At 60.9% G+C, this 26,693-nt stretch carries 25 protein-coding genes; 16 read left to right on the forward strand and 9 right to left on the reverse strand.

Annotated elements, in window-relative coordinates:
• From JO015_01340 to fabF, 16 genes are all read left to right on the forward strand, one after another.
• The coding region (locus tag JO015_01340; GenBank protein MBV9997733.1) for a response regulator transcription factor at positions 1–645 on the forward strand (645 nt) is incomplete at its 5' end.
• Positions 646–696: 51 nt separating this feature from the next.
• Entirely contained in the window at positions 697–1,521 is an 825-nt protein-coding gene (locus JO015_01345) for a cobalamin biosynthesis protein CbiX (GenBank protein ID MBV9997734.1), read from the forward strand.
• On the forward strand, positions 1,518–2,168 hold the full coding sequence (locus tag JO015_01350) for a hypothetical protein (GenBank protein MBV9997735.1): 651 nt from the start codon (positions 1,518–1,520) through the stop codon (positions 2,166–2,168). Before JO015_01345 ends, JO015_01350 begins: the two co-directional genes overlap by 4 nt.
• Positions 2,165–3,394 (forward strand): amidohydrolase family protein, encoded by a 1,230-nt coding sequence (locus tag JO015_01355; GenBank protein ID MBV9997736.1) that lies wholly within the window; start codon positions 2,165–2,167, stop codon positions 3,392–3,394. The genes JO015_01350 and JO015_01355 overlap by 4 nt, the downstream gene beginning before the upstream one ends.
• The gene (locus JO015_01360) at positions 3,358–4,251 is read left to right on the forward strand and encodes a D-alanyl-D-alanine carboxypeptidase (GenBank protein ID MBV9997737.1); all 894 of its coding nucleotides are present in this window, start codon (positions 3,358–3,360) and stop codon (positions 4,249–4,251) included. Before JO015_01355 ends, JO015_01360 begins: the two co-directional genes overlap by 37 nt.
• 641 nt (positions 4,252–4,892) lie before the next feature.
• Positions 4,893–6,263 (forward strand): sigma-54-dependent Fis family transcriptional regulator, encoded by a 1,371-nt coding sequence (locus tag JO015_01365; protein ID MBV9997738.1) that lies wholly within the window; start codon positions 4,893–4,895, stop codon positions 6,261–6,263.
• A 195-nt stretch (positions 6,264–6,458) separates the two neighbouring features.
• Entirely contained in the window at positions 6,459–7,865 is a 1,407-nt protein-coding gene (gene rpoN / locus JO015_01370; protein MBV9997739.1) for an RNA polymerase factor sigma-54, read from the forward strand.
• 1 nt (position 7,866) lies between these two features.
• Positions 7,867–8,634, forward strand: coding sequence for a hypothetical protein (locus tag JO015_01375; GenBank protein MBV9997740.1), 768 nt, complete (start codon positions 7,867–7,869; stop codon positions 8,632–8,634).
• Between the two features lie 689 nt (positions 8,635–9,323).
• Positions 9,324–10,487 carry a hypothetical protein gene (locus tag JO015_01380; GenBank protein ID MBV9997741.1) on the forward strand — a complete coding sequence of 388 codons (1,164 nt, stop codon included), beginning with the start codon at positions 9,324–9,326 and terminating at the stop codon, positions 10,485–10,487.
• An 8-nt stretch (positions 10,488–10,495) separates the two neighbouring features.
• Positions 10,496–11,119, forward strand: a complete 624-nt coding sequence (locus tag JO015_01385; GenBank protein ID MBV9997742.1) for a gliding-motility protein MglA — start codon at positions 10,496–10,498, stop codon at positions 11,117–11,119.
• 323 nt (positions 11,120–11,442) lie between these two features.
• Positions 11,443–12,111: a MotA/TolQ/ExbB proton channel family protein gene (locus JO015_01390; GenBank protein MBV9997743.1), complete on the forward strand. Its 669-nt coding sequence runs from the start codon at positions 11,443–11,445 to the stop codon at positions 12,109–12,111.
• Positions 12,108–12,512, forward strand: a complete 405-nt coding sequence (locus JO015_01395) for a biopolymer transporter ExbD (GenBank protein MBV9997744.1) — start codon at positions 12,108–12,110, stop codon at positions 12,510–12,512. The genes JO015_01390 and JO015_01395 overlap by 4 nt, the downstream gene beginning before the upstream one ends.
• Entirely contained in the window at positions 12,509–13,222 is a 714-nt protein-coding gene (locus JO015_01400; GenBank protein ID MBV9997745.1) for a hypothetical protein, read from the forward strand. Before JO015_01395 ends, JO015_01400 begins: the two co-directional genes overlap by 4 nt.
• 90 nt (positions 13,223–13,312) lie before the next feature.
• Positions 13,313–13,552, forward strand: a complete 240-nt coding sequence (locus JO015_01405; protein ID MBV9997746.1) for a hypothetical protein — start codon at positions 13,313–13,315, stop codon at positions 13,550–13,552.
• A gap of 7 nt (positions 13,553–13,559) precedes the next feature.
• On the forward strand, positions 13,560–14,744 hold the full coding sequence (locus JO015_01410; protein MBV9997747.1) for a GuaB3 family IMP dehydrogenase-related protein: 1,185 nt from the start codon (positions 13,560–13,562) through the stop codon (positions 14,742–14,744).
• Positions 14,745–14,794: 50 nt separating this feature from the next.
• Positions 14,795–16,039: a beta-ketoacyl-ACP synthase II gene (gene fabF, locus JO015_01415; protein MBV9997748.1), complete on the forward strand. Its 1,245-nt coding sequence runs from the start codon at positions 14,795–14,797 to the stop codon at positions 16,037–16,039.
• A gap of 404 nt (positions 16,040–16,443) precedes the next feature.
• Here the strand turns inward: fabF and JO015_01420 are convergent, their stop codons facing one another.
• The 9 genes from JO015_01420 to prmC all read right to left on the reverse strand — a co-directional run bounded on the left by JO015_01420 (position 16,444) and on the right by prmC (position 26,677).
• Positions 16,444–17,592, reverse strand: a complete 1,149-nt coding sequence (locus JO015_01420; protein ID MBV9997749.1) for a site-2 protease family protein — start codon at positions 17,590–17,592, stop codon at positions 16,444–16,446.
• A gap of 184 nt (positions 17,593–17,776) precedes the next feature.
• The gene (locus JO015_01425) at positions 17,777–18,949 is read right to left on the reverse strand and encodes an ROK family transcriptional regulator (protein MBV9997750.1); all 1,173 of its coding nucleotides are present in this window, start codon (positions 18,947–18,949) and stop codon (positions 17,777–17,779) included.
• 133 nt (positions 18,950–19,082) lie between these two features.
• Positions 19,083–19,979, reverse strand: coding sequence for a class II fructose-bisphosphate aldolase (locus JO015_01430; protein ID MBV9997751.1), 897 nt, complete (start codon positions 19,977–19,979; stop codon positions 19,083–19,085).
• A gap of 50 nt (positions 19,980–20,029) precedes the next feature.
• Positions 20,030–20,782, reverse strand: coding sequence for a sugar ABC transporter ATP-binding protein (locus tag JO015_01435; protein MBV9997752.1), 753 nt, complete (start codon positions 20,780–20,782; stop codon positions 20,030–20,032).
• Between the two features lie 3 nt (positions 20,783–20,785).
• A complete protein-coding gene (locus JO015_01440) occupies positions 20,786–21,823 on the reverse strand; it encodes a ribose ABC transporter (GenBank protein ID MBV9997753.1) in 1,038 nt (345 codons plus the stop codon).
• A 59-nt stretch (positions 21,824–21,882) separates the two neighbouring features.
• Positions 21,883–22,869 carry a substrate-binding domain-containing protein gene (locus JO015_01445; GenBank protein MBV9997754.1) on the reverse strand — a complete coding sequence of 329 codons (987 nt, stop codon included), beginning with the start codon at positions 22,867–22,869 and terminating at the stop codon, positions 21,883–21,885.
• Between the two features lie 99 nt (positions 22,870–22,968).
• Entirely contained in the window at positions 22,969–23,988 is a 1,020-nt protein-coding gene (locus JO015_01450; protein ID MBV9997755.1) for a zinc-dependent alcohol dehydrogenase family protein, read from the reverse strand.
• Positions 23,989–24,537: 549 nt separating this feature from the next.
• Positions 24,538–25,797 (reverse strand): UDP-N-acetylglucosamine 1-carboxyvinyltransferase, encoded by a 1,260-nt coding sequence (gene murA, locus JO015_01455; protein ID MBV9997756.1) that lies wholly within the window; start codon positions 25,795–25,797, stop codon positions 24,538–24,540.
• Positions 25,790–26,677, reverse strand: a complete 888-nt coding sequence (gene prmC / locus JO015_01460; protein ID MBV9997757.1) for a peptide chain release factor N(5)-glutamine methyltransferase — start codon at positions 26,675–26,677, stop codon at positions 25,790–25,792. The genes murA and prmC overlap by 8 nt, the downstream gene beginning before the upstream one ends.
• Positions 26,678–26,693: the final 16 nt, after the last annotated feature.

Genomic DNA, 26,693 nt, shown 5'->3' on the forward strand with positions numbered 1-26,693 from the left:
GCCGACTGCGGCAACGGGTTCGAGGCGGTGAAGGCGGTCGCCGAGTGCAAGCCGGATCTGGTGCTGCTCGACGTGCAGATGCCGAAGCTGGACGGCTTCGAAGTGCTGGAGCTGCTCGGGCGCGATCAGGCGGTGGTGTTCATCACCGCCTACGACCAGTTCGCGCTGCGCGCCTTCGAGGTGCACGCCGTCGATTACCTGCTCAAGCCGTTCAGCGCCGAGCGCTTCCAGGACGCGATCGGCCGGGCCCGCGATCGCCTGCGGGCGCGGACGGCGCTCCCGGTCGAGGCGGTGGTGCGCGACGCGCGGCCGCGGACCGGCTTTGCCGAACGGGTGCTGATCCGCGACGGCGCCGACGTCCACGTGCTGCCGGCCGATGCCATCGACTACGTCGAGGCGCAGGACGATTACGTCGCGTTCAAGTCGGCGGGGAAGCAGTATCTCAAGGACCAGACGCTGGCCGCGGTCGAAGCGACGCTCGATCCGGCGCGCTTCGTGCGGATCCACCGCTCGTTCGTGCTGAACATCGATCGCATCGCCAAGGTCGAGCTCTATGCGAAAGACAGCCGCATGGCGATCCTCCGCGACGGCACGCGCCTGCCCGTGAGCCGGGCCGGCTACGCGCGCCTGTCCCAGCTGCTGTAACTTCCAGCTTCCCGTTACCCGTTACCCGTTACCCGTTACCCGTTACCCATTATGACCCCTCTCCACAAAAGCGAGAGCGCCTTGATCATTGTCGGCCACGGGTCGACGCAAAACCCGGACTCGAGTGCGCCGAGCTATGCGCATCAGGAAACGCTGCGACGCCGGCGGATTTTTCGCGAGGTGTACTGCGCCTTCTGGAAAGAGGAACCGAGCCTGCGGGAAGTGCTGCAGATGGTTGAGGCCGAAGACATTTACGTCGTGCCTAACTTCATCAGCGAAGGTTATTTTACCGAAAAGGTGATTCCGCGGGAGCTTGAGCTTGCCGGCCGGATCACGCGGCATGGCGGCCGTACGATCAAGTATTGCGAACCCGTGGGTAATGATCCGCGGATGCTTGAGCTGCTGCTTCGCCGGGCCCGGGAGGTCGCGCCCGGCGTTGCGCCTGCGGAAACGTCGCTAGTCATCGTCGCGCATGGAACCGGGTTGAACGAAAACTCGGCGGTCGCCGCGAAAAAGCAGGTGGCGCTCCTCGAGGAACAACGGCTTTATGCAGAGGTACTGGCCGCTTATATGGAGGAGGAACCGCTGGTGGCAAACTGGCGGGAGCTCACCAATGAGAAATACGTCGTGGTCGTGCCCTTTTTCATCTCCGACGGGCTGCACAGTTACCAGGATATCCCGGTGCTGCTGGGCATCGAGCGCGAGCCGACCGCGGCCGCCAGCCGCCAGGAGGTGTTCCGGCGCAACCCGTACCGCGCCGGCGATCGCGTTTTATACTATGCCAGCGCGATCGGCACTGAACCGGCCTTTGCTGATATCATCCTGGACACCGTCGCCCGTTTCGACGCGGCATACGGCGCGGCTGCAGCCGTATGATCGTAACGGCGCTTGAACAATGCTGCCGGCTAGGTGCCTGGCACCTGGGCGAGCTTCTCGTGTCGGGATCCCCGGAGGGCATTTTTACCCTGCAACATCATGCAGATGCTCGCGACGGGCTCGGACCCGACGCCGTGCCGAACCGGTTCACCGCTCCGGAAGAACTTCGCGACTGGGTTCGTCACGATGATGCCGGGAACTATCGTCCCCTGAAAGGCGCCCCCACCCTGCGGCGAGGCTGGTCTTTTCGGACCCGTTCGAGCCAGGATCTCCACCGCGCCCTGGATTTTGTCTACCCCGGCGCCCTAGCCAACTGGCTGGCGCAGCGCTCCGGCAAGCTGCGGGTGGTGAACCTCAGAGACACCCTGGATCGCCAGAGCGGCATGTACCGGGTTACCCGGAAGATCACGGATGAAGCGGCGGACCGGATGATCGGCGCATTTTGCCGGTCCGATACGGGGTGCCTCCGGACCATCCTCTGGCGCATCGGCGCGGAGCGCCCGGTTACGACCCTGCCCGCCGGCAAGTTTGATCTCCGAGGTGATCAACTCGGGCGAGCCGGTGCCTGTGTGCCGATCCTTTGCGCCGAACCGTGCAACCTGCTCGTGGCTCAAGCCCGGGCGGTCGTAAAGGGGATCCGGAAATGACCGCGTACCGCTGCCGTTTGCTGATCCGCATGGACGGCGAACCGATCCGCGACGCGGCATTCGTAGTCGAAGGGAACCGCTTCACGCAGGTGGGCCCCGCTTCCGCCATTCTGGCCGGCAACGATGATCCGGTCGTTAACCTTGGCGACGTGGTGGTGCTGCCGGGCCTTATCAACGCGCACTGCCACCTCGATTATAGCCTGATGCGAGGTGCAATCCTGCCTTCCCGCAGCTTTGCGCATTGGGTCGAACGCATTAACGCCCTCAAACGGAGTTTTTCCGATGATGATTACCTTCAGGCCACGCGATCCGGCCTCGCCGAATTGCGACGAAACGGCACGACGGCCGTACTCGACATTGCCGCCGTCCCGCAGATCCTGCCGCGCCTCGCGCCGCCTCCGATCCGTGTGTACACCTTCCTTGAACTGATCGACGTGCGGCCGCGCCCCTGGGAGGACCGGTACGCCTTCGGCTCGTGGTGCGTCTTCGAGCCGGTGGCAAACCGGTTGGGCGGCTTCGGCTTGAGCCCGCACTCGCCCTACACCGCTTCCGCACCGTTGTATCAAGTGGCGCGCGAATGCAGCGAACGGTTCCGCCTGCCCGTCACGACCCACGTGGCCGAGTCGGATGAAGAGTTCAACATGTTCGTTGAGCGGCGCGGCCCGCTGTTCGATCTGCTCCAAAAGATCGGCCGGCCGATGGATGACTGCGGCGGGATCACCCCGTTGAGGCACCTGCTCCGGCATTCGTTGATCGGCCCGGAAACCATTCTGGCGCACGTGAACCGGCTCGATGAGCAGGACATCGAATGGCTGAGCCGCCCGGAGTGGGCACGCCTAACCGTTGTCCACTGCCCCAAGAGCCACCGCTTTTTACATCACCCGCGCTTCCCGCTGGAGACATTGCTGGAGCGCGGCATCAACCTTGCCCTTGGCACCGACAGCCTCGCCAGCAACGATTCGCTCAACCTCTTTGCCGAGATGCGAACCCTCCGCCACACTTACCCGTACCTTTCCGCCGAAGATGCGTTGCGAATGGTCACCGTTAATTCCGCCCGAGCGCTTGGAGCCGGTCATGAACTCGGGCGGATCGCTCCCGGCTACCTGGCCGACGCGATTGGCCTGCCGTGCACGGCGGAAATGCTGGATTCTCCCTACGACCTTGTTTTAGAAAATCGGTCTTCAGTACCATGGACGCTCGTAAATGGCTATGCGCATTCCACTTGACCCTCGCTTCGCTGCTTCCGGCCCGACTCGGCGGCGCCGTTGAATCGAATCTGATCCTGGCAGCCAAGAGCGCCGCCCTGCTGGACACTTATTCGGGCGAATTTCTGTACCTGAAAAACGAGAACGACCGACAGTACCCGGCCAGCTCGACCAAAATCCTGACGGCGCTTTTGGTGATCGAGGCCGGGGACCTTGAACGTCCGGTGACCGTGGATGTCGAGGATACAAAGGTCGAACCGAGCAGCCTCGACCTCAAACCGGGTGAACAGTATACCCGCCGCCAGCTGCTGTACGGTCTGCTGCTGAAAAGCGCGAACGACGTCGCCATGGCGTTGGCCCGGGACAACGCCGGATCGGTGGAGGCGTTCGCCGATAAAATGAACGAGCGCGCCGCCGAACTCGGCGCAGTCTCCAGTCACTTTGTCAACCCACACGGGTTGCATGACCCCAATCATTACACGACCGCGCATGACCTCGCGCTCATCGCGCGGGCTGCGATGCAGCAGCCGTTTTTCCGCCAGATCGTCTCGACCGTGTACTACACGTGGCACGCACCAAACGGCCCGATCTCGCAGTTGCGCAATCACAACCGGCTGCTACGCCATTTTGCCGGGTGCAACGGTCTGAAAACCGGTTATACCCGGGCAGCCCAACAGGTCCTGGTCAGCTCGGCCCTGCGCGAATCCCGTGAGGTGATCTCGGTGGTGCTCCACACCGATAAACCCGGGATCTGGGTCGACAGCAAGGCGTTGCTCACCTTTGGCCTGTTGAAGCTCGGCTGCTCGCCCGAATCGGTGGTTGATACGACGGATCGTCCGGATGAATCGGCCGAGACCGAAGACACCTCGACCCACTGAAAAATGCCACAAATGGAGAGTGCCGGTCACACGGCGGGCCCAGCGGGTTTGGCGGGCACAACGTAAGAGTTCACACGGTCACACGGCGGCCGCAGCGAGGAGGGCGGGCGCAACGTAAGAGTTCACACGGCGAACACGGCGAGCCACGGCGAACACGGCGGGAAGACAAAATTACCCAGCACCCGATCTTTCGCCCCCGGCAAGGATTACGCCGTCTTTGCCCCGGGGCGGCGGTAGCCTGGAACGTTAATGCCGAGTACGCTCGCCGCTCCGGGGCAAAGACGGCGTAGATTCTCGGGGTGCCTGACCAGCCCGCCCTCACTGCCGGCATTCGTCTTCCCACCGTGTTCGCCGTGGCTCGCCGTGTTCGCCGTGTGAACTCTTACGTTGTGCCCGCCCGATCGCTGCGGCCGCCGTGTTCGCCGTGTGAACCCAGTCGTTGTGCCCGCCAAACCCGCTGCGGCCGCCGTGTGACCGGGGCCCCTGTTTTGTGCTTTATGGCATTTGTGGTACTCCGATGCCTCGCGAAAAGGCCTATCGTAAAAGCGATTCACCACAGAATGTGCTTGGAAATAATTAAAATTTGTCGCAAATAGGCCAGAGGTTCTCAATGAATATAAATTTCATATTGCTCAGATTGCATGGCCCGGATCTTAATCGTCGATGATGAACCCGCGATGGTCGAGGTGATCTCGAACCTTTGCCGTGAGCGCGGGCACCAACCCTTTCCGTACAGTTCGTCCGAAGAGGCCCTGGAAGCACTCGCCAAGGTGAATCCCCAGTTGGTCATCGTAGACGTCAAGATGGAGAAAGTTGGCGGCTTCGACATGTTGCGGGAGTGCCGCGAAAAGCACCCGCAGAGCGCGGTCGTGATGATCACCGCCTATGCCTCGGTTGAGACGGCGGTGGAGGCGATGAAGATGGGGGCTTACGATTACATCACCAAGCCCTTTAAGGTTGACGAATTGCAGCTTTGCATCCAGCGGGCGCTCGATTACCAAGCGGCCCTGCGCGAGAATACCTATCTCAAAAAGGAACTGCGCGACCGGTACAAATTCGAGAATCTGGTCGGTACCAGTGAGCGCATGCAGGAGATCTACAAGCTGATCGGGAAAATTGCCGATACCGACAGCACGGTCTTGATCCAGGGCGAGAGTGGGACCGGCAAAGAACTGGTGGCGCGTGCGCTTCATTACAACAGCGCCCGGCAGCATCAGCCGTTTGTGACGATCAATTGCAGCGCGCTGCCTGAAAACCTTCTCGAATCAGAGTTGTTCGGCCACAAAAAGGGCGCTTTTCCGGGGGCGGTCGTCGACAAAATCGGCCTGTTCGAAGAGGCGCACAACGGCAGCCTGTTTCTGGACGAGATCAATTCGATGTCACCTCAGCTCCAGACCAAGCTCCTGCGGGTTCTGCAGGAGCGCCAGCTTCGCCGTGTGGGCGACGCTCGCAACGTGCCGATCAACGTGCGGGTGATTGCGGCTTCGAATGAACCGCTCAAGGCGCAGATCAAGCTGGGCGGTTTCCGCGAAGACCTGTATTACCGGCTGGCGGTCATCCCGATCGAGATCCCGCCGCTGCGGGAACGGCTCGAGGACGTGCCTTTGCTGGTGAACCATTTCCTGCAAAAATGCGCCGCCCACAATGGCACGGAGCCCAAAAAGATCGACGGCAAGGCCATGGAACGGCTTGGACGCTACACGTGGCCGGGGAACGTGCGCGAATTGGAAAACGCGATCGAACGGGCGTGCGCCCTTTGCGAGAACGACACCATCAAGACTTCTGATCTGCCGCCGCATGTTCTGCACGACTCTGAGGTCCTTGACGCTCAACCGGAAACCGAATGGCAGGTCGGGCAACGGCTGGACGAATTTGTCCGAAACCAGGAACGGAAATACATCGAGATGACGTTGCGTTTTAACCAGGGCTCCCGCGAAAAGACGGCCAGTATGCTGGGCATCAGCATCGCTACCCTCTATCGCAAGCTCGATTTGAAGCATCACCGGCTGTGAACGGAAGCGGATAACGGGTAACGGGTAACGCGTAGCGGGTAACGGGTTCGGAAAAAGCTGCCGCACCGGACCCGGTACTCGTTACGCGCTGCCCGCTGCCCGTTAGCCGCAACTTCCTCGTGCCTGCTCCTTGCAGTCCTTGGGTGGATTATCTACTGTACCGATTGTTCCAGAGTCTTTGTTCAGCTTCCGCCTATGGCCGGTCCCAGCATGCAACAGTTTCAGCACCTCGGTTTGCAGCAGGTGCTCGCGCCGCAGTTGCAGCAGAGCCTCCATATCCTGCAGGCTCCGACGCTCGAATTGCGCAACATCGTGCAGCAGGAACTGCAGACCAACCCGGTGATCGAAGAGGAAGTCGCCGAGTACAGGGACGAGGAGCGGAACAGTGAGGACGCAGATTTCGAGAAGGAATTTGAGCGCCTGGCCCGCCTTGACGAGGAATGGCGGGATTACATGGCCCAGAACGTCAGCTATTCGGCCCGAGGCCAGGAAGACGAGGAACGCCGCCAGTTCTTTTTTGATTCGATCGCGACGCAGGAGACGCTGCAGCAGCACCTGCTGGACCAGTTGAACACGGCGGACGCCGATCAACCGGAGCGGGAAGCGGCGGAACTGATCATCGGCAACATCGATGACACCGGATTTCTGCCGGTCTCGGTGGAAGAGATTGCGAACAGCTCCGGCAAGAGCCTCCAGGAGCTGCAGACGGCGTTGAAACTGGTGCAAACGTTCCACCCGGTTGGCGTGGGGGCGCGCGATTTGCGCGATTGCCTCCTGATTCAGCTCCGGCGTTTAGGCAAGGAAAACAGCCTCGAATACGTCATCGTCGACCGGTACCTGGATGATCTCGGAAAGAGGCGCTTCCCGGAAATCGCCCGAAAACTGGGGGTGAGCGTGAACGACGTACAGGCTGCCGCCCAGTTCATCTCGACCCTTGACCCAAAGCCCGGCCAGATCTTTTCTCCGGACCCGAACAATTACGTGCTGCCTGACGTGACGGTGGAGCAGGTGGGCGATGAATTTATCGCCGCACTGACCGGCGACCAGATCCCGCACCTGCGGATAAGCAAGACTTATAAAGACCTGATGACCCAAGGGAACAACGGGTCGGAAGTCCGAGACTACATTCGCGATAAGATCCGAAGCGGCAAATTTCTAATAAAAAGCATCCACCAGCGGCAACAGACCATCCTGAATATCGCCAACGAGATCGTCCGCCGGCAACACGATTTCCTTAAGTACGGAACCGCCTATCTGAAGCCGATGACGATGGTGCAGATCGCCGAAGCGGTGGGGGTGCACGAGACTACCGTCAGCCGGGCCATTTCCGGCAAGTACATGGCGACGCCTCAAGGGGTGTTTGAGATGAAATATTTCTTCACCCCGGGCTACCAGACCGCCGAAGGCGAGTCGCTCAGCAACACAAGCGTCAAAGAGGCAATCAATGACCTGGTTCGTAATGAAGATCCGCGCAACCCGCTAAGTGACCGTGAAATCGTGAACATTTTATCCGAACGCGGAATTCCCATTGCGCGCAGAACCGTGGCGAAGTACCGGTCGGAACTGAACATTCTGCCGAGTAATCTTCGAAAACAGTTCTGAAGTGGTGCGTTTATTCCTGACCGTTGTCCTGGCCGGGCTTATCACCGCGGCGCCCGGTGCGCAGCCGGAGTTTGATCCTGCAAAAGACGTTCTCGGGTTCTCAAACGAGACCTACTACGAGTACCATACGGAGCCGGACGGGCAGGTTACCTTTCATCGACGGAGCGTTAAGGAAGAGGATGCCTATTCCCGCCATTGTTTCGTAATGGCACGTGCGGTGGCCCAATTCCATCAGTTTGCTGAGTTTCGGCCTGACCTGCCGAAAGCGACGGACGCGCAATATCGCGACCTGATCCGCCGCGTGAGCCGGATTCCGGTCTGGAGCCACGGGCCGGTGCGGAAGGTGATCATCCCGGGGTACGCCGATTTGGCGGCGTTCTCGGCGGACCACGTGCTCCTGTTTCAAAAAAACCTTGGCCAATGGTGGCCGTCTTTTTGGCGCTTGGGCAACTGGCGGATGGTTCTGCCCGTGCCCCGCGCCGGGCAGGAGCATACCGCCGAATGGCTACGCAACCGCTTGGATTCCGGCCATATCCAGACGGTTTACCTGACGCGGTTTCGTCCGCTGAACCATTGCCTGGTCATCTATCGTTACACGGTCCGGCCGAATGGGGACGTGGACTTTGCGGCGTACGATTGTAACCAACCCAAGGCGCGGCCCGTCCTCCGATACCAGGCAGCCACGCGAAGTTTTTACTGGCCGAGGAACTGGTACTGGTCCGGGGGACTCGTTACCACCCTCAAGCTCTACGTGTCACCTTTACGGTGAGCGTGGCATTGATGCGTTTCTCAGGTCGTTCAGCCTCTTTCCCTTAAATAGGACATAAAAGCCTTGCGTTAGTCCGGACCCGCTGCATGGAATTAAGTCGGCTGACGCGCTTTGAACCCTGAAATGCAGCCCCGCGGCAGTCCGGACCCATGCCATTATTCAACTGGATAAAACGAAAGGCGCCCACCGCGCCGAGAACTGGCAGCGACGCTGACCTCGAGACTGCGCCGGAGGCAGGGTTGCTGCCGGCAGCGTCTTTGCCGGCGCCACCCGGGAATGGGGGGATACCTCCTGCACAGGAGAAAGCTTCGGAGGAGACCGGCCCGGTTTTCGCTCCCGGCGACGCCGGAGCGCCGGCGTCCCCTGGGCTGGGCATTGAACCGGACGCGATGACAGGCATCGCGGCCGGCGCGGGCCCGGGCGAGTCGGCTCCACCCCCAGCCGATCCACCCCGCTCATCGCCGGCTGCAACCCACCCGGCGGCAAGAACGGAGCCGGAGGTCTCCCCGCCTGAGGCGGGATCGTCTGCCGCCGCTCCCGCCGGGGCTTTGAATGAAGCTGCATCGGAGCAGCACGAGAGCCGCTCTCTGCTGCGGCCAGCCGGCGCGCGTCGATCGGCGGCACCGGAACAAGTCTTCCCGCCGACCCCGGTAGCGGCCACCGTACGGGCCACCGGCGACGATGGGCGAATGCGCTGGCGGGGAAATCCGGCGCCGGTCAAAACGCGCGAATCCACTGACGGCCTTTTACCGGCAACCGGTGTCCCTCTCACACCGCCGGTACCGGCGCAGACGGAACCCGTAGGACCGGCGGTCTCCTGGGCGGCCCTGGAAAACCCGGCGGAAGCGCCGGCCGCTCCTGCGGAACCTCCCGCTGAAATCCCCGAAGCCATCAGCCTGCGGCTTGAACCGATTCTGAAGCAGCTGCCGCTCGAGCTCGAGTCACCTGAAATCCGGGCGTTACGCGGCAGCAACACACGGGTAGAGTTGCCGACCCAACTGATTCGCGCGCAACTTGCCCATGGACGAGTCGCCGTTTCCGCCGGCGCGTTTGCGAAGGGGTTGCCCGAGGCCGAGCGCGCGGTTTTTCAAAGGCTCGATCCTGAGGCCCAGATCCCTGTGCCGTTGCAGGAAATTTTTACCAAGCTGCCGGTCAACATTCTGAAACCAAGGAGTGACCAGATCGTGGAACCTCTGGGCGAGCTCATCCTCACCCCGTTTACGGTTCAGGCTCGAGAGGATGCGATGCGCTTCGAGCGGCAACGGAAGAGTACGCCGCGCCCGCTTCCCCCCGCTGAACTCCCCGGGCCTTACCGGGCCGGGGCGCCGGCCCAAACTGCGCCCGGCAACGCCCCGGCCCCGCCGTCCCGCACCGGCCAGCCATCGGGGACGGTCCCGCCGGAAGCAACCCCGAATCTCGCCAACGCACTTACCCAGGCCATTGGTCAGGCGCCCGAGGCCTTGCAGGCCATCTTTTTGCGGGACGACATCGTCGATTTGGCCAGCGCCCTGCAAGCCGTAATCCATTTGCCCGGCGTACACGGAGCAGTTTTGAACAGCACCGAAGGCGAACCGCTCGCCGGCTACTTCGGTCATCTGCCCAGCTCAGCGCCCGCGATCCGCGTCATCACCGAATTGCTCAGCACCATTTCGCAACGGTTCCTTGATACGCAGCCGGCATCCCTGGAGAGCGTTTCGTTTCACCTGGCCGACCAGCAGATCACGGGATTCTTCGACGGCGTGATGTACCTGATTGTCGTCCATTCCGCTCGGCCGTTCCGGCCTGGGGTGCGGGAGAAAATCCACGCTTTCATGCGAGAATTGATACGCCTGAGTGCGCCCGCCGCGCACTGACCCTAACCATGCCGATCATCAATTACGCAAGCAAGGAGATTCAGTTCAAGGTCGTCTATTACGGGCCGGCCCTCTGCGGGAAAACGACCAACCTTGCCTACATTCATTCCCGCATCCCGGAAGGTCATCGAGGGGATCTGGTCTCGCTCGCGACGGCTGCGGACCGGACGCTCTTCTTTGATTTTCTGCCGCTTAATTCCGTCATCCTGCAAGGATTCAAGACGAAATTTCAGCTCTACACAGTCCCCGGCCAGGTGATGTACAATACCACCCGGCAACTGGTTCTTCGAAGCGTTGACGGCGTCGTCTTCGTTGCCGATTCGCAGTGGGAAAAGGTTGCGGATAACGTCGACACGTTCCGGAATTTCGAGGAAAACCTTTTGAAGCAGAACGTGCCCCTCGATGACCTGCCGTACGTGCTGCAGTTTAACAAAAGGGACCTGGAGAATGCCGCGCCGGTCGGGTACCTGGAATACTTGTTAAACAACCGCAAACGGCGGGTGCCGAGCTTTGAAGCCGTCGCCAGTACGGGCCATAACGTTTTTGCTGCCCTGGATGCAGTGACGCAACTGCTGCTGCATCGTTTCGACCGAGAGCACCAACTCATGCACCGGAACGTGAAGGCCGGTTGATCCACCCACCGCGGGAGCCGGAGGGTTCGGCGTTCGGCATTCGGCATTCGGAGTTCGGAGCGGCAGAGGATGCCACTAATCCAGTGGCGCGTGGCGGGTAACGAGTAACGGGTACAAACTCGGAGAGGCCGGGCGGAACGCTGCGAACGAAGCAGCCTCATCTGTGTAATCTGTGGATGTTTCTCTCTTTTCTGCGTGCTCTGCGGATGATCCTGTCTTTCCGCCGGACATCGGACCCGGTGATACGGCGTCTCCGAACTCCGAACGCCGAACCCCGAACTCCTTCTTCTGGACAGGCGGCGAACCGGCACTTATAAGTGCGCATGCTAGACTACATGCAAAAGGGCGGGCCGCTCATGTGGCTCATCCTGCTGTGTAGCGTCGTCTCTGTGGCCGTGGTTGCCGAGCGGCTTCTCTACTACCGGCGCGCGTCCATCGATGTGGGTGAGTTTTTGCAGGGGCTATCGAACCTGCTGCGCAACCGCCGGTACGCCGAAGCACGCGTGGAGTGCCAGACTGCCGCGATCCCGGTAACCCGGGTGATCCACGCCGCGATTTCCCGGCATCACCTGACCCGATCCGAACTGCGGGAGATCGTGCAGGAGGCCGGCCAGCTCGAGGTGCCGAAATTGGAACGTAACCTCGGGATACTGGTTGCCATCGGCTACGTGGCGCCGCTGCTCGGGCTGTTGGGAACGGTGACGGGTTTGATTCAGGCGTTTGTGCAACTTTCCACCAACAACGGCTACGCCACCCTGGCCGAAGTTTCCGGCGGTATTTATCAGAGCCTGCTCACTACGGCGGGCGGTCTGGTGGTGGCTATCCCGACCATCCTCGCCTATTGCCACCTCTCAGCCCGGCTCAACGCGTTATTGCACGAAATGGAACGTGCCGGCATCGAGGTGGTCAACCTGTTAAGCGAAGCCCAAGGAAGCCCCGAAATTATCCAATTCGGCCAAGCCGCGGCGCCGGCCGCCCGAGAACGGCGATGAAGCTGGCCCGCTCCGTCCGGCTGAATCCGTACCTGGTTTTTCTGGTCCCGTTAGTGGACGTCGTTTTGCTGCTGGCCCTGCTCTTTCTGGTCAGCACCACGTTCCTGCTGCATTCCGGCGTGAGCGTCCGGCTGCCGTACTCGAATTTCACCCTTGGACCGGAGAAAAATCCGCTGATCCTGACGATTACGGCCGGCCCGTTTCCCACCATTTTTTATCGTGATCAACCGGTGACGCTGCCGGAGCTGGCCAAGGGGTTGCCGCAGGAGAGCGGGCAGGATGTGGAAGTGGTCATCCGGGCTGATCGCGACACACCGCAGGGGCTGGTGGTTCAAGTCATGAACGTCTGCCTCGGGCGCGGCTTCAACGTGATGCTGGCGACCTCGTCGAAGAAGGAATGAGACCAGCGGCGGATGAACAACCGGCCTGGGTGTTCGACTGGGAGCGTCCTGCCTGGAGCCTGCGCCTGCCGTTATTCATCCTGATCTCGTTGATCGGGCACCTCGTTTGTTTTTATCTTTTTCAGGTGGTCTATCCATCGAGCGCTTCCCTGCCGCCCGTCGCGGCCAGCGTGGCGGTCCTGAACCCTGAGAGCGAACGGGACCGCCCACTTCTTGACTGGGCTGAGCTGAAGGATCCGGCTGCCCTTGCTGCGCCCGGTTTTCAGGCCGAACGGGTCACGAAGCTGGTGCCACGCTACCAACCGAGCTTCGCCGATCAAGCTCCCGCGTTTGTCGCCGTAACGCCGAATCCGGGCCCGCCGCTCCCGTCCATTTTCGGCGTGGACGGCGTGCTGTCCAGCAATCCCGCCCCGGCGCCTTCGACACCCGTCATCTTCGCTTCGCACGCGGAATTCGCCGAACCGCTTCAGGACCGCCTGGCAGGACCGGCGCCGGCCCTGCCGCGCGTCCAGGCTAACGGCGAATCGACCATCCTGCTGCTGGGCGTCGGCCTGAATGGCGCCGTAAGCGACTGTTTACCCTGGCAATCGAGCGGCAAGCCGGACCTCGATCGGGCGGCAGAACGGTTTGCGCGGGGCCTGCGCTTCAAGGCTGCCCCCGGCTACAGCTGGGGCAAACTCCGGATTACGTGGGGTTACGACGGCCCGTAACCGGTCCGGACGGCATACGGGCAGACGCCTTGCTTGCTGCAGAGATGGATTTGCACCATACTGCCGCTTCGAGAAAGCAGCCGTTGCCTTATGATCCGCGTCGAGCTTTCGATGCTCGTATTCATTTACCTTTTCATGTTCCTCGCGACCCTGTTTTCGCTTTGGATCGCTTACGAATGGGGGCGAATCCGGCGCGAAAAAGAGGCCTTGCGCTACCGGGTCCGGTGCACGATCTGTGCCACTATTTTCGAAGACAAGAGCAACGCCACCCTTCCCCGGTGCCCCCGCTGCGGAAGTTTGAACGAACGACTTGAGATCGGAGGTTTATAAGTAATCCATGGGAATGTTTATCGGCCGGAACCGGAAAGCACGGGTGACTTACGGTTTCGACGAGATCGCGCTCGTGCCTGGGAGCGTCACGATCAACCCGCGTGAAGTTGACATCACGTTTACGGTTCCGAAACCGGACGGCGGCACCCTGCAGCTGGCCATTCCGATCCTTGCAAGCGCGATGGATGGAGTGGTTGACGTCAAATTTGCGATCGAGATGGGGCGCTTGGGCGGCCTGGCGGTGCTGAACCTGGAGGGTGTGCAAACCCGCTATAAAGCCCCTGAAGAAGTTCTGTACAAGGTGTTGGAGGCGGACAAGGAGAACGTCACGGCCCTGCTGCAAAAGGTTTACCAGGAACCCGTGCAACCGGGACTCATTGCCGCGCGCATCAAACAGATTAAGGATGCCGGCGCGATCGCCGCGGTGAGCTCCATCCCGCAGCAAGCCGAGCACTACGGCCGGATCGCTCAGGAAGCCGGCGTGGACGTGTTTGTCGTGCAAAGCACGGTTTCGACCGTCCGTCACATCTCTTCCGAATACAAATCGCTAGATTTGAAACGGTTCTGCGCCGAGATGCAGTGTCCGGTGATCGTGGGCAACACCGTCGGTTACGACGTTACCCTGGAGATCATGGAATGCGGCGTTGCCGGGGTCCTGGTGGGCGTCGGTCCCGGCGCAGCCTGCACCTCGCGCGGGGTGCTTGGGCTCGGCGTGCCCCAGGTGACTGCGACGGTCGACTGTGCGGCTGCGCGCGATCACTTTTTCAAGAAGACCGGCCGCTACGTGCCGATCATTACCGACGGCGGCATGAGCAAGGGCGGCGACGTTTGCAAGGCCCTGGCCTGCGGGGCCGATGCAGTCATGATCGGAAGCGCGTTCGCCAAGGCCGTCGAGGCGCCCGGCAAGGGCTACCATTGGGGCATGGCCACGCCCCACGCCAACCTCCCTCGGGGTACCCGCATCCGTGTGGGAACGACCGGTCCGCTCAGACAAATCCTCTTCGGCCCGGCTGAGGTGGACGACGGCAGCCAGAACCTCGTAGGCGCCATCACGACCTGCATGGGGAACGTGGGAGCCGCCAACCTGCGGGAATTCCAGGAAACCGAAATCATCATCGCCCCTTCAATCCGTACCGAGGGCAAGTTGTTTCAACAGGTGCAAATGGTGGGGATGGGATCGCGAAACTCTTAATATGAGTTTGCGAAACGTGAAAATGCTGCGTACCCCATAATTTAGGACTCATGAGCTATCGACGAGTAGTGGTAACCGGCATCGGTGTGGTATCGCCCGTCGGTGACGACCCGAAAACCTTCTGGAACAACCTGGTCGAAGGCCGGAGCGGTATTAAGCGGATTACCCAGTTCGACGCATCGAGCTTCGACTGCCAGATCGCCGGTGAAGTGACGGATTTTGATCCGGGCGAATACCTGCGCAATCCCAAGGATGTGCGGCGGACCGACCGGTTTTCCCAGTTTGCGCTGGCTTGCGCCAAGAATGCGCTGGGGGACAGCGGGCTTGACCTTAATCGCGTGGACAAGTCGCGGTGCGGCGTGCTGGTCGGCAGCGGGATCGGCGGGTTACGGTCGCTCGAAGATCAACACACGGTGCTGATGAATAAGGGCGCCTCCCGGGTTTCTCCGTTCATGGTTCCGATGATGATCGTGAACATGGGCAGCGGCCTGATCGCGATGGAATACGGCTTTGAAGGCCCCAACTTTGCCATCGTCACGGCATGCGCCACGGCCGCCAATACCATCGGCGAGGCTTGGCGGATGATCCGCTACGGTGATGCGGACCTCTTCCTGGCCGGAGGGTGCGAAGCCGTGGTTTGCCCGCTCGGCATCGCCGGGTTCTGCTCGATGCGCGCCATGAGCACGCGAAATGATGAACCCGAAAAGGCCTCGCGGCCCTTCGACCGGGATCGTGACGGGTTCGTCATGGGTGAAGGCGGCGGTATCCTGGTGCTCGAAGAGTACGAGCATGCGAAGGCCCGCGGCGCGCAAATCTACTGCGAACTCGCCGGGTACGGGCTGACCTGCGATGCTTATCATATGACTGCCCCCCGCCCCGAGGGCACGACGGTGGCGCGCGGGATGAAAACCGCTTCGGATCACGCCGGAGTCAATCCGGATCAGGTCGATTACATCAATGCCCACGCGACCTCGACGCCGGTCGGCGACCTTTGCGAAACCAACGCCATCAAGCTCTACGCCGGTGAACACGCCAAACGCGGGCTGCTGGTAAGCTCAACCAAGTCGATGACTGGTCATCTGCTGGGCGGCGCCGGCGGCATCGAGAGCGCCGTCTGCGCCCTGGCCATCAAGCACGGCGTGGTGCCTCCGACCATCAACCTGGATAACCCCAGCCCGGACTGTGACCTCGACTACGTGCCGAACGTCGCTCGTGAACACCCCGTGCGCGTGGCGCTCAACAATTCATTCGGCTTCGGCGGTCATAACGCCACCCTCTGTTTCAAGGGCTTGTGAGGAACGGGTAACGGGTGTCGGGTGTCGGGTCACACGGCGGGCACGGCGATCTGGCGGGCACGACGACAGAGGTTCACACGGCGAGCCACGGCGAGCCACGGCGAACACGGCGGGAAGAGGAGAGAGTTCGGGGTTCGGAGTGGCATCCTGGGGGGTGGGTGCGAGTGCCGGCCTTAGAGTTGCCGCCGGGCCCTCTTAATCTGTGTCAATCCGTGTAATCTGTGGATGATTTCTCTTTTCTGCGTGTTCTGCGGATGATTTATCTTCTCGCTGTGGTCGCCGTGGCTCGCCGTGTTCGCCGTGTGAACCTCTGTCGTTGTGCCCGCCACACCCGCTGCGGCCGCCGTGTGCCCTTAATCTGTGTCAATCTGTGTAATCTGTGGATGATTTCTCTTTTCTGCGTTCTATGCGTGTTCTGCGGATGATTCGGTCTTCCCGCCGTGGGTGCGCGGGTTGCGCCAGGCGGGCCGGCCATCGCGCGGGCGCACCGAATGCACCAGCATCATCTCACCGACATTCTCCGGGGTAACCAGGCCCAGCAACCGTCCGGCCCGGTCCACCACCGGCAATGCCGGGCAACTGCATTCCTGCATCTGGCGCAAAGCCGCTTCGAACGGGGTATGCGGCCCGACGACGGGCAGGTCACGCCGCATGACGTTCATCACGGGCGCCGCGGGCCCATGACGCCTGAGCGCGGCGATCATGTCGTCGCGGGTGAGCACGCCGAGCACGCGCCCGGTGGCGTCGAGGACCGGAAACTCATGTTGGGACGTGCGCAGTAAAGCGTCGACTGCCTCGTCCAGCGTGGCGTGCTCGGGCAGGCTCACCAGGTGCGTCACCATCGCTTCCGAGACCGTCAGGTTGAGCGCCAGATCTTTCATCTGGGCAGTGGCCGCCTCTTGTTGGGCACCCAGGTAGATGAAGAGCGCAATGAAGATCAGCAAGGGATTGCCGAACAGGCCGATGAAGCCGAACAGGAACGCCATCGCCTGGCCGACGCGGGCGGCGATCTGGGTCGCCCGTGCATAATCCATGACCATCGCCAGCAGCGCACGCAGCACCCGCCCGCCATCCATCGGGAAAGCGGGGATCAGGTTGAAGACCACCAGCGAAACGTTCACCGAAGCAAGCTTGGCCAGCATTCCGATGCCGGGCTGCTGCAGCCGTCCAAGGTCCTCGACCCCGGCGTGGCGATGCAGGACGAAGATCAGGACGCCCGCAATGACCACGTTGACCAGCGGACCGGCGATCGCCACGACCAGCTCCTGCCACGGCTTGTCCGGCATGCGTTGGAGGCGGGCCACGCCGCCGATCGGGAGCAACGTGATATCCGGCGTCTGAATGCCGAACTCGCGCGCGGCCAGCGCGTGACCAAACTCGTGAAGGAGCACGCAGGCGAACAAGGCCGCCATGAATAGCACGCCTTGGATCGCGGCAGTGGTGCCGCCGGTCTGGTAGTAACTGAATCCGATCCAGGCCAGAAACAGAAGGAAGGTGATGTGGATCCGAACTTCGGTGCCGGCGAACCGGGCGATTTTGAGAGACCAGCGCATAAGGTGGTAGCGGGTTGCGACGGACGTCGTCCTCGAACGATCGCGCGGACCTCCCAAAGTAACAAGCCCTTCCGCACCTCCGAGGAGCCAAGGCGCAAAACGCCGGACGTGATTGCGCGCAACCGGCCGGCCGATAACCGCCTGAACCCGTGCGTAAGAAGCCCGGACCGTTCCTCACCTCCGGTCAGGCCAGGTCGCCGAGGAACGATGAGTCCGGCACGCTGAACAAGCCGTTAAAGACCAACGCCGCTCCACCCAACGCCGCACTATCCCTTCCGAAAGTCGAGACTTCGATTTCCAATTCTTCGACGGTTGGAAATTTTCTCTCCTCGAGTCTCTTACGTACCCGTTTTTCGACGAATGGATAGAGTTCAGACAACGGTCCCGCCAGGACGACGAGCTTCGGATTAGCGATGTCCGCGAGGTTGCTGATCGTCAGCGCAAGCCATTCCGCCCAGATTTCGACCGCTTTCCGGGCCGTCAACCCGTTCCGTGCAAGATCTTCCAGCAACCCGGCCAGGTCCTTTGCCTTCCCACCCGCCCGCCGGTAGGAGGCTAGCAGGTTGTTTCGCCCGACGCGGCTTTCCAGAAAACCGATCTCCTCGTCCGGGTGGCGCTTCGCCGGTTCCAGACAAAGATGGCCGATTTCACCCGCCAGCCCCATGTAACCGCGAAACAGCTTCCGCTCAGAAATGATTCCTGCACCGACTCCGGAATCCAACAGGAGAACACAAAGGTCGCTGTATCCGACCCGTCCCCCGAACGATAGCTCCGCCAGCGCGGCTGCATTGGCATCGTTCTCAGCGAAGGCCGGCAGGGGCAGCTTCACCAGGAGTTCATTCTTCAGGTCAACGTCGTGCCATCCTAACGTCGGCGCTTTACGAATCACCCCTTGGGCGTTGATCAAACCCGAAACTGCAAAACCGACTCCGCGTAATCGATCGGAATTCTTCAGTCGCTCAGACCAAACCCGGAGAACGAGGTTGGTCAGATCCTGACAGACGGCTTCGGGCTTCGTGCTCCGATGCGGAACGGTTTCATGGTGGATGATTGACCCGAATAGATCGATAAGCAACAGATGCACTTCGTCCGCGCCGATCTCGACGCCGAGAAAATAGGCGCCTGCCCCGTTCAATTTCAGGGCAGCCCCAGGTCGACCGGTAAGCTGCGTCACGAACGCTTCCCCCGTTGCGGCGATGAGACCCTTCTCTATCAACTCGCCGGTAACCAGGGTCACCGTCGATCGGGTCAGGCCAAGGAAACGCGCTATCTCCGCTCTGGAAAGGACTCCCTTTTCTTTCAGCAGCCTCAGAACGCGAGCTTGATTTATGTCGCGGAGAAAAGCAGGTCGAGGCATTGTCGTTTCGCAGGCGTACCCGGATCTGCAGTTGAAGGTTAGAGGCCGCCTGAACAGCGGGGCAAGTGAAGTGATGAAGGTAGGAGAACGCCCTTGCGTTCCCCTTGACGGCAGCAGGCAACGGATATCTCGGCTAACCCTTTCGTACTCGCCCGGCGAGGTCTTCCTTGCCGGAAACAAGCCTGGCAAGCAGCCGTTTGCCGTGCCCGGACGCTCCGAACGATGAAAGGCGGCTCCGCGCGATTTCACGCAACTTTCCGCCCACATGCCGCAAGATCTGCTGGTGCCTCGGTTCATGGTCGGGAGGCAGGGCGGCCGCCTCCTCCAAACCGCGTACGAACCCATTGATCAGGGCAGCCCCGATGTTAATCTTGTAGACATTCAGCATCGCGGCCGCCTTGGTGTCGTCGGGGTGAATTCCGCTGCCGCCGTGCAGGACGAGCGGAATGCCGGTGCTCCCGGCAATCTCGCCCAGGAGGTTGAGATCAAGGCGCGTCTCCTGGCCGTGCACGGATCCGACCGAAACCGCCAGCGTGTCGGTTCCGCTCTTCTCGGCCATCTCCGCCGCGTCATGAGCAGCCGCGGTGACAGCCCCTCCGCCCTGGTACTCACCCCCGAACAACCCGACTTCAGATTCGAGAATCGCACCCGTTTCATGCGCGATTTCAACGAAACGGGCTGTGCCGGCGATGTTATCGGCTAACGGTAGATGCCCGCCGTCATACATAACTGAATAATAGCCGCGGCGTAAGCTGCGGAAGATGTTGCTGTCTTTTCCGGGGTGATCCTGGTGCATCAGGACCGGTACCGGAGCCTTTTCGGCCAGGGTGCGAATCAGCGCCGAGAGTTCATCCATCCCCCCATAGTCGAAATTGATAAAATCGGTCTGAACCATCACGGGCGCGTCTTCAATCTCGGCGGCCTCGATGACCGCGCGCGCCATCTCGAGATTGCTGACGTTAAATGATGGCACGGCAAACCTGTTCTCGAAGACGTAAGCGAGAAATAACCGCGGCTTGGTAACAAACATGAGTTGCCCTTTCGAAAAATGTAGCGGTGATGCGGCGTCCTGAGTTTCCCTTAACCCGCCACCATAAGCCGAACGACCTCGTCATGGTTCGTTTCCGAGATCAGGCGCTCCCCGACTTTTTCGCCGCGCCGCAAGACCAGGATCCGATCGCTGACCTGGAAGATGTCGATGAGGTTGTGAGAAATGAAAATCACTCCTACCCCGTTCTTCTTGAGTTTCTGAATTATCTCCATGACTTTCCGTTGCTCGGGCACGCCCAGGGCCGCCGTCGGTTCGTCCATGATCAACACGCGCGCTTTCCAATGGATGGCACGTCCGATCGCAACCGATTGGCGTTGCCCCCCGGACAGAGACCGGAGGGGATTCTCCGGGTGGTGGATATGGATGTCGAGGTCCTGCAAGGTCACGAGGGCTTCCTGGCGCATCCGGCGGCGGTCGATGAAGGGCAGTCCCAAGACGCGCCGGACGATCTCCCGGCCGAGAAACACGTTGCCGCCGACGTCCAGGTTGTCCGCAATCGCCAGATCCTGGTAGATGGTCTCGATCCCCGCGTCCCTCGCCTGGTGCGGCGTTTCGAGGTGGATTGCCTTGCCGCAGTATTTGATGGTCCCCGTATCGGGCTTGTGCACACCGGAGATGGTCTTGATTAACGTGGATTTGCCTGCGCCGTTGTCGCCCGCCAGGGCAAGCACTTCACCGGGATACAGAGTTAACGAGACGTCTTTCAGGGCTTGCAAACCCCCGAAGCGTTTCGAGATATGCTCCAGGTCGAGTAACGGTTCCTGGTTGGAAGCATTATTCATCAGTTATCGCCTGCCCCCTTTCTGAATCTGGTCGACCAGTACCGAGATGATGATCACCACCCCGACCGCCACAAATTGCCAGAATGGTTCCACATTCACAAAAACCAGACCATATTGAATCACCGCGACGATCAACGCCCCGATGATCGTTCCGATGATCGTTCCGGACCCTCCGAACAGGCTGGCTCCCCCGATCACAACCGCGGCGATGCTGTCGAGCAGCACCGGTTCGCCCGCCTGGGCCGCGCCGGCGGAAAATTTCGCGGTGTAGAAAATCCCGGCGCAGGCCGCCGACAGTGCGGACAGGATGTAGAGCGCAAGCGTGGCCGTGCGCACGTTGATGCCCGCGCGCAGAGCAGCATTCACGTTGCCCCCGATGGCATAGATGTGCTGGCCATAGCGCGTCTGAGAAAGCAGATAGTGCATGGCCAGGATGATCGCGATCGTCAGGAGCACCAGGTTGGGAAACCCGGCGGTTTCGCCATTCCCGATCGCTCCCAGCAAACCGCCCTGCACCGGCACGGTGGTCCCCTTCGCCAACAGGAAGGCAACCCCCCTCGCGACGCCGTACATGCCCAGGGTGCCGATAAACGGCGGTACCCGCAGGTCCGCGATCAGCAGGCCGTTGATCAAGCCGGGCACGACCGCAATGCCGAGCCCGGCCGCAACCGCCACGACGAGGCTTACCCCTGAACCTCCAAACTGTGCCGCCCAATTGTAAACATGGGCGGTCACAACCGCAGAAAGACCCATCGTGAAGCCTACCGACAAGTCGATCCCGCCGGAGATGATGACGAACGTCTGGCCAAGGGCCAGCAGGAGCGGCGTCACGGTAAACAGCGCAATCGATTTCACGTTCAGCGGGTTGAACACGAACGTACCGCCATACGCGACGCGAGCCCAGATCTCGAATGCGGCTAACAGAATCGCCAAAAACAGCCACGCTCGAAAGGCCGCCAAAAGCGCCAGCCAGCGGAACCCCTTCCGGGCTTCACCGCCTGCCAGCGGCACCGGTTTTGTTAGATTCTTTTCTACCAACATTTGATGCGCTCCGTCTAAGTGTCCCGCCTGCCTCCTGAACCAAAGCCGATCGTATGCTGCTAATCTGAGTAGATGAAGCGCTTGACGTTCGGATCGTCGACGTTAGTCTTGTCGATCACGGTAAAGCCGGTGCCGATCAACGGAGGAACCGATTGCCCCGTCAGATGCGCGTAAGCGGTCAGGACTCCGAAGTACCCGATCTCGGCTGGATGCTGGGCAATGGCGATATCCACGGCGCCCGATTTGATCTCCGGAACAATCGAGGACGGAGCATCAAAAGCTACCACCCTCACTTTTCCGGTCGTACCGGCCTGTTTCGCTCCATTCGCCGCGCCCATCGCGGAGAAGAGGTTCGCACCGAACACGCCGGCCAGATCCGAATTGCGCGCCAGGACCGACTGAAACTGCGATGCCGCCTTGTTCGCATCATCATCATTGAACTGGGTCTCCAGAACCGTGACGTTTGGGTGCTTTTTCATCTCATCCTTGAACCCCTGCTCGCGCTGATCGGTCGTCGATATCCCGGGTTTCACGTTCGATACGTAGACTTTACCTTTGTCATTGATGGCTTTCGCCAGTGCGCGCGCGGCGATCTCCCCGCCCAGCACGTTATCGGACGCAACGTAACAGAGCGGAAAATCGGCGTCGCCGGTTCCGGTCTGGTAGTGCCCGTTCCCGATAAACGTGTCGACCGTGATTACCGGTACTCCGGCCTCAGAGGCCTTCTTCAGCGGCGCGACCAACTGGACCTTGTCCGTCGGCGCGATCAGAATGGCGCTCGGGTGCCGCGCGGTAACCGCGTTCAACACCGGGACCTGCGTCACCGGATTAAAATCGGGTGCGCCCTGAAATACCAGCTCGACACCCAACGCCTGCGCGGCCGCCTCCGCACCTTTGTGCATCGTGATGTAGAAAGGGTCCGTCGTAAGCCCGGGGATGAGGGCGATCGTGTACTTGGTGCCGGCCGCCAATGCCGTTCCGATTGGCGAAAAAGCAACGAGTCCGAGGGTAACAGCTACTGCAACTGTATTTATCCAGCGTTTCATATTGGGGGGTTAAACAGGCCGGGCCGCCGCACCATGGATCCAGGATGAAGCCATGGCGTCAGTCACCCGTCCGGTCATGGTTTATGTGAGTTCACCACATCATGGGATGATGGCGATTTTAATGCCTTCGCGTGCGAAGGCCAAATCCAGCGCTTTTTGGTAGTCTTGTAGTGGAATCTCGTGGGTGACGATTTCGTTCACCTTGATTTTACCGCTCTCCAGATAGTCGAGCGCTCTGGGGAAACAGTCGATCTGAGCGAAGGAGCCCTTGATCGTGATTTCGCGGCGCATGATGTCGGCCGGCGTGATCCGGGCCATAGCATCGTCGGGATAGACGGCATAGACCATGACGGTGCCGCGGCGCCGGGTAAAACGAATCGCATCCTGCAACAACCCGGTGGAACCGGTCGCCTCGATGACGTAATCAAATCCGTTCGGACTGACCTCCCGGAGACCCTGACGATGAACTTCAGGATTTTTCCGGTCGATCGCCACCACCTCATCGGCAGCCAGGCGCGCGATCAGATCCAGTTTCGGACCGGCCGGAGCCGCGACGGTTAGATGCGACGCGCCATTCAGTTTGAGCAGTTGCGCCAGTACCTGCCCGGTGGGCCCGGCGCCCAGCAACAGGACCCTGCTGCCCGGCTTCATCGCCAGGGTTTGCATGCCGTGTACCGCGCAAGCGGTCGGTTCGACCATGACGGCTTCGCGGGTGGAAAGCTTTTCAATGGGGAACACCAGGTCGGAGCGAAGCTTGATGTACTCCGCAAAAGCTCCATTAACCTCTACGCCGATGCCGTCAAGGTTTTCGCATTCCAGGAAGTCTCCCCGTTTACAGTAGAAACACCGGCCGCAGGCCATCGTCGTGCTTGCCGTCGCCCGCTGGCCTTTTTTGAGTCCGGTGACGGCAGAGCCGAGTTCAACGATCTCGCCCGAAAACTCGTGCCCGGGCGTCAGGGGGAAACGCGGCCCGAACTCGCCTTCGTGGACGTGAAGATCGGTACCGCAGACCCCGCAGGCGTGAACGCGGAGAAGAATCTCACTGGGTTGGATTTCCGGAACGGGAACGTCTCGGTACGCGAAGTTACGAGGGGCATCGTAAACAATGGCTTTCATCATGGTGAGATTGAGCGGCGCACAGTCAAGGAGGGAGAAGGATTCGCCAGAGTTTGTTGTAAAAACAAACGAAGTCAACGGGATTTTTAAAAATCTTCCCACGGTCTCTCAAACGACGCTCACCCGGAGAGACCGGATTAACTTAAATCATCCGCAGAACACGCAGAGAACGCAGAAAAGAGAAAACATCCACAGATTACACAGATTGACACAGATTAAGGGCACACGGCGGCCGCAGCGGGTGTGGCGGGCACAACGACAGAGGTTCACACGGCGAACACGGCGAGCCACGGCGACCACGGCGGGAAGACTAAATCATCCGCAGAACACGCAGAAAAGAGGAAAGCATCCACAGATTCCACAGATTGACACAGATTAAGAGGGCCCGGCAGGAACAGGAACTTTAGAATTGATATGGGCATCTCGCACCCATGATGCCGCTCCGAACCCCGAACTCTCTCCTCTTCCCGCCATGGTCGCCGTGTTCGCCGTGTGAACTCTTACGTCGTGCCCGCCAGATCGCCGTGCCCGCCGTGTGACCCGACACCTGAGTCACACCTTCACCCGCTCGATATGAGCGCCGAGGCCGCCGAGTTTTTCATCGATGTGTTCGTAACCGCGGTCGATGTGATACACCCGATTGATCTCCGTATAACCGTCAGCGCGCAGTCCGGCCAGGACCAGCGCAGCCGAAGCGCGCAGATCGCTGGCCATGACCGGTGCGCCGCTCAGGGCGCCGACCCCTAAAATCCGCGCGGTGGCACCGTCCAGTTCGATGGCGGCGCCCATCCGTTTCAATTCGGACACGTGCATGAAGCGCTGCGGGAAGATGTTTTCGGTAACGCTGCTCTCTCCGTCGGCCATGGAAAGCAGGGCGCACATCTGGGCCTGCATGTCGGTGGGAAAACCCGGGTAAGGTTCGGTCTTCAAGTGCAACGGCTTGGGAGTACCGTTGGCCGAAATCGTGACGGACCCGTTATTGCCGGAAATGTGGTATCCTGCGGTCCGGAGCGCATCGGTGACCGCAGCGAGGTGGTCAGCCCTGGTACGGGTGACGCTCACCTGTTTGCCCGCCAGCGCACCGGCAATGAGGAAGGTACCGGCCTCAATACGGTCCGGGATCACTTCGTGTTCGGTCCCGTGAAGCTCGCTGACCCCTTCGATCGTGATGGTCGAGGTACCGGCCCCGTGCACATTTGCACCCATCTTGTTGAGAAAATCGGCAAGGTCGATCACCTCGGGTTCGCACGCCGCGTCTTCGATCACCGTTACCCCGTCCGCCAGGACCGCGGCCATCATGACGTTATCGGTGCCAAGCACGCTGGTACCGTACCTTCCCTTCATTGAGACGCGGGCGCCGCGCAGCCGTGGTGCAAACAGTTTCACGTTACCGGCATGCACCCGGACGGCCGCTCCAAGCGCTTCGAAGCCCCGAAGGTGCAGATCGATAGGCCGGTCGCCGATCACGCAGCCTCCCGGCAGGGACACGGTCGCTTCCTTTTCGCGACCCAGTAAGGGACCCAGGACGCAGATTGAAGCTCGCATTTTGCGGACGACGTCGTATGGCGCCACCGTCCTGACCGTTTCCGCTTTGACCGTCACGGTGCCGCTGGCCCGCTCAACGTCGGCCCCGAGGTGCGTGAGGATCTGCAGCAGGTAATGCACATCGCTCAGGTCCGGGACGCGGTGAATGATGCACTCATCGCGGGTGAGCAAGGTCGCAGCAATGATAGGCAAGGCGGAATTTTTCGAACCGCTGACCTTCACCGTGCCCGCCAATGCGCGACCACCGTGCACGATAATCTTATCCATAGCTTGCGCCGACGACTCGGATGACCCCTTGGTAATCCTTGCGGGTGAAAATGTCTCGATATTTTTCTGCCGCCAACGAATTGCAGACGTCGCTCGCCTGGCCGGCCCCGATTTCCAAAATCAGAAGCCCACCCGGTCTCAAGTACGACGGGGCATCTCGGATCAGGCGCCGAATCAATTGCAAACCGTCCGGGCCGCCGTCGAGCGCTGAAATGGGATCCCGCCGTACCTCGGCCGCCAAGGCCGCGATCTGGGTCGTCGGAATGTAAGGCAGATTTGCTGCGATTAGGTCAGCGGCCGGCTCCGGGGCTGACGCGGAGAGCAGGTCGCCTTCGACGAAACGGACCCGTGAAGTCACCTCGTGAAGGCCGGCATTTTCTGAAGCCAGGTCCAGGGCCTGCACAGACCGGTCGATGGCGGTGACGTGGAGCTCGGGACGTTCCAGGGCGAGCGTGATTCCGATCACGCCTGAGCCCGTGCCGACGTCGATCGCGAGCCGGCCCGAGGCGTCCCGAGGCAAACGGCCCAGCGCTTCTTCCACCAGGAGCTCCGTTTCCGGACGCGGGATCAACGCCCGGGCGTCGGTTTTGAAACGACGCCCGAAAAAGTCCCAGTAGCCGAGCACGTGTTGCAGGGGTTCGCGTTCGGCCCGCCGGCGCACCTTGGTCCGCAGGACGCTGAGTTCGCGCTCCGAAACGTTGCGATCAAACTCGAGGTAAAGATCGAGACGCCGCTTTCCCAGGGCGTCAGCCAGAAGATGCTCAATGTTCAAGCGCGGGCTTTCAATCCCTCGCTGAGCGAAATAAGCGGTGGTCGACTGCAGGATTTCAAGGACCGTCACGACCGGATGGAGAGGTGGATGCCTGCGCGTGTGTGCCAGTGCCAAAGCCTTCCGA

This window comes from Verrucomicrobiota bacterium (assembly GCA_019247695.1).
Classification (GTDB): Bacteria; Verrucomicrobiota; Verrucomicrobiia; order Chthoniobacterales; family JAFAMB01; genus JAFBAP01.

Coding starts and splice junctions, on each gene's coding strand:
- JO015_01425 (MBV9997750.1), bottom strand. CDS start 18,949: ATGCCTCGACCTGCTTTTCTCCGCGACATAAATCAAGCTCGCGTTCTG.
- JO015_01435 (MBV9997752.1), bottom strand. CDS start 20,782: ATGAATAATGCTTCCAACCAGGAACCGTTACTCGACCTGGAGCATATC.
- JO015_01350 (MBV9997735.1), top strand. CDS start 1,518: ATGATCGTAACGGCGCTTGAACAATGCTGCCGGCTAGGTGCCTGGCAC.
- JO015_01450 (MBV9997755.1), bottom strand. CDS start 23,988: ATGATGAAAGCCATTGTTTACGATGCCCCTCGTAACTTCGCGTACCGA.
- murA (MBV9997756.1), bottom strand. CDS start 25,797: ATGGATAAGATTATCGTGCACGGTGGTCGCGCATTGGCGGGCACGGTG.
- JO015_01360 (MBV9997737.1), top strand. CDS start 3,358: ATGGACGCTCGTAAATGGCTATGCGCATTCCACTTGACCCTCGCTTCG.
- JO015_01405 (MBV9997746.1), top strand. CDS start 13,313: ATGATCCGCGTCGAGCTTTCGATGCTCGTATTCATTTACCTTTTCATG.
- JO015_01445 (MBV9997754.1), bottom strand. CDS start 22,869: ATGAAACGCTGGATAAATACAGTTGCAGTAGCTGTTACCCTCGGACTC.
- JO015_01380 (MBV9997741.1), top strand. CDS start 9,324: ATGCGCTGGCGGGGAAATCCGGCGCCGGTCAAAACGCGCGAATCCACT.
- JO015_01345 (MBV9997734.1), top strand. CDS start 697: ATGACCCCTCTCCACAAAAGCGAGAGCGCCTTGATCATTGTCGGCCAC.
- JO015_01390 (MBV9997743.1), top strand. CDS start 11,443: ATGCTAGACTACATGCAAAAGGGCGGGCCGCTCATGTGGCTCATCCTG.
- JO015_01420 (MBV9997749.1), bottom strand. CDS start 17,592: ATGCGCTGGTCTCTCAAAATCGCCCGGTTCGCCGGCACCGAAGTTCGG.
- JO015_01355 (MBV9997736.1), top strand. CDS start 2,165: ATGACCGCGTACCGCTGCCGTTTGCTGATCCGCATGGACGGCGAACCG.
- JO015_01440 (MBV9997753.1), bottom strand. CDS start 21,823: ATGTTGGTAGAAAAGAATCTAACAAAACCGGTGCCGCTGGCAGGCGGT.
- fabF (MBV9997748.1), top strand. CDS start 14,795: ATGAGCTATCGACGAGTAGTGGTAACCGGCATCGGTGTGGTATCGCCC.
- JO015_01430 (MBV9997751.1), bottom strand. CDS start 19,979: ATGTTTGTTACCAAGCCGCGGTTATTTCTCGCTTACGTCTTCGAGAAC.
- JO015_01400 (MBV9997745.1), top strand. CDS start 12,509: ATGAGACCAGCGGCGGATGAACAACCGGCCTGGGTGTTCGACTGGGAG.
- JO015_01410 (MBV9997747.1), top strand. CDS start 13,560: ATGGGAATGTTTATCGGCCGGAACCGGAAAGCACGGGTGACTTACGGT.
- JO015_01395 (MBV9997744.1), top strand. CDS start 12,108: ATGAAGCTGGCCCGCTCCGTCCGGCTGAATCCGTACCTGGTTTTTCTG.
- JO015_01385 (MBV9997742.1), top strand. CDS start 10,496: ATGCCGATCATCAATTACGCAAGCAAGGAGATTCAGTTCAAGGTCGTC.
- JO015_01365 (MBV9997738.1), top strand. CDS start 4,893: ATGGCCCGGATCTTAATCGTCGATGATGAACCCGCGATGGTCGAGGTG.
- rpoN (MBV9997739.1), top strand. CDS start 6,459: ATGGCCGGTCCCAGCATGCAACAGTTTCAGCACCTCGGTTTGCAGCAG.